This is a genomic window from Bacillota bacterium (genome assembly GCA_040754675.1).
Classification (GTDB): domain Bacteria; phylum Bacillota; class Limnochordia; order Limnochordales; family Geochordaceae; genus Geochorda.
The window spans coordinates 1-2,695 of the sequence record JBFMCJ010000543.1; the positions used below are offsets into that span (position 1 = coordinate 1).

General features: G+C 71.7%; 3 protein-coding genes. All 3 read left to right on the forward strand.

All coding sequences use genetic code 11. From position 1 onward, the window contains the following. The coding region (gene prfA / locus AB1609_20510) for a peptide chain release factor 1 (GenBank protein ID MEW6048826.1) at positions 1 to 989 on the forward strand (989 nt) is incomplete at its 5' end. 9 nt (positions 990 to 998) lie between these two features. Continuing rightward, positions 999 to 1,973, forward strand: coding sequence for a peptide chain release factor N(5)-glutamine methyltransferase (gene prmC / locus AB1609_20515; GenBank protein MEW6048827.1), 975 nt, complete (start codon positions 999 to 1,001; stop codon positions 1,971 to 1,973). Then, positions 1,970 to 2,695, forward strand: a 726-nt coding sequence (locus AB1609_20520) for an L-threonylcarbamoyladenylate synthase (protein MEW6048828.1), incomplete at its 3' end; no start/stop codon positions are given. The genes prmC and AB1609_20520, both read left to right, overlap by 4 nt.

The window sequence follows — 2,695 nt, forward strand, 5'->3', positions numbered from 1 at the left end:
AGCTTCGGAAGGTTGCGAAGGCCCACGCGCGCCTCAGCGAACTGGTGGACACCCTGCGGGAGTACCGGAGGGTTGGCCGCAACCTGGAGGAGACCCGTGCGCTCCTCGCCGACCCGGAGGCCGACGGGGAACTGCGCGAGCTTGCCGAGTCCGAGGCCGAGGAGCTGGTGCTGCGCCGGCAGGAACTCGAACGCCGTCTCTGGCTGCTGCTCCTGCCCCAGGATCCCAACGACGACCGCAGCGTCATCGTGGAGATCCGGGCCGGCACGGGCGGCGAAGAGGCTGCGCTGTTCGCGGGCGACCTCCTGAAGATGTACACGCGCTACGCCGAGCGGCGCGGCTGGAAGACCGAACTCATCTCGGCCAACCCCACCGAACTGGGCGGGTTCAAGGAAGTCATCATCGGCGTCAACGGCGACTGGGCGTTCTCCCGGCTCAAGTACGAGCGGGGGGTTCACCGCGTCCAGCGCGTGCCGGTGACGGAAGCCTCGGGCCGCATCCACACGTCGACGGCAACGGTGGCGGTTTTGCCGGAGCCGGAAGAGGTGGAGGTGGAGATCCGGCCCGAAGAGATCGAGGTGGACGTCTACCGGGCGAGCGGCCACGGCGGGCAGCACGTCAACACCACCGACTCGGCCGTGCGCATCACCCACAGGCCGACGGGGCTCGTGGTGACCTGTCAGGACGAGCGCTCGCAGCTCAAGAACAAGGAGCGCGCCATGAAGGTGCTGCGGGCGCGCCTTTACAGCATGATGCTGCAGGAACAGGAAAGCCGCCTTGCCCAGGAGCGGCGCTCTCAGGTGGGCAGCGGCGAGCGCAGCGAGCGCATCCGCACGTACAACTTCCCGCAGAACCGGGTCACCGACCACCGCATCGGCCTCACGGTGCACGAGATCGACTCGGTTCTGGAAGAGGGCCAGCTGGACCCGTTCATCGACGCCCTGATCCTGGCCGACCAGGCCCAGCGCCTCGAAGCGCTCCAGGTGTGAGAGCCCGCCATGCCCCCGACGCCGCAAGCGCAGGCCGCCCCGCCGCGCACCGCCGCGGACTACCTGCGCCTGGCCCAACCGTACCTTGCGCGGCACGGGAGTTCCACGCCGCGACTGGACGCGGAGGTGCTGCTGGCGCACGTTCTGGGAACGTCCCGCCTCGACCTCTACACCCGGCTGGATCAGCCGCTGAGCCGCCACGAGGTGGACGCCTACCGGCAGGCCATCGTGCGCCGGGCCAACCGGGAGCCGGTCGCATACATCGTGGGCTACAAGGAGTTTTTCGGCCTGCGCTTGCGGGTAGGGCCGGGCGTGCTGGTTCCGAGGCCCGAGACGGAGTTTCTGGTGGAACTGGCGCTGAGGGTCGCCCACCGGTCGGAACGCGCGTTGTGGTTTGTCGACGTGGGGACAGGCAGCGGGGCGCTTGCGATCACGCTGGCCGCCCGCCGGCCCCACCTTGCCGGGGTGGGTTCGGATATCAGCCCTGAGGTGCTCGGCTACGCCAGGGCAAACGCACGGGATCACGGCGTGGGCGACCGGGTGGCCTGGGTGCAGGGTGACGGGCTTTCGTGGGCCGCGGGGGGAGCCTTTGACCTCGTGGTGAGCAACCCGCCTTACGTCCCTGCCGCCGAGATCGAGCACCTGGCCCCGGAGATCCGGCGATACGAGCCGCGGGCCGCGCTGGACGGCGGGCCGGACGGCCTCGTGACGGCGCGCCGGGTGGCGAAGGAGGCGGCCCGCGTCCTCAGGCCCGGCGGGATTCTCCTGATGGAACTGGGCACCTCCCGGCAGGCCGAGCAACTCGCGGCCGAGTGCCGGCGGTGGCCGGACGCGTTCGAGAAGGTCGCGGCGCTGCGGGACGAGGTGACGCGCGTGCCAGTGCTCGCGGCCCGCACCCCGGGCGAGCAGCCTCTGGCGTGGCCGGCCACGCCCGCCGAGGAAGGCGGTACCGGGGCGCGCGAGGGGGAGCGGGGGCCCCGGTGAAACTCGCGACCCGCGTCGTGAAAGTCGACCCGCACCACCCCGACGCCGAGGTGCTCCGGCAGGCCGGCCGTGTCATCCGGGACGGCGGGCTGGTGGCGTTTCCCACCGAGACGGTCTACGGCCTGGGGGCCGACGCCCTGTCGGATCGCGCGGTGCAACGCATCTTCGAGGCGAAAGGGCGGCCCGCGGACAACCCCCTCATCGTCCACGTCGCATCCGTTGAGGCCGTGGGGGATCTGGCCTTTCCCGACCCGTTCGGGCGCTGGGAAATGCTGGCGCGGCGCTTCTGGCCCGGGCCGCTGACGCTGGTGCTGCCCTGCCGGCCGGTCGTGAGCCGCGCGGTGACGGCAGGGCTTGGCACGGTGGCGATCCGCATGCCCCGGCACGCCGTGGCGCTCGGTCTCATCGATGCCGCCGGCAGGCCCGTCGCGGCCCCGAGCGCCAACCGGTCCGGGCGGCCGAGCCCCTCGTCGGCGTCCCACGTGCTCGAAGACCTGGATGGGCGTATCGAATGGGTGCTGGACGGAGGCCCTACCGGCGTCGGCGTGGAGTCGACCGTGCTGGACCTCTGTGGTGAGGTGCCCGTGGTGCTGCGGCCTGGGGGCGTCGGCCTGGAGGCTCTGACGGACGCGCTGGGAGAGGTGAAGCTGGCCGGCGAGGAGGTGGCGCCTGGCGAGGCTCCCCGCTCTCCAGGGCTCAAGTACCGGCACTACGCGCCGCGC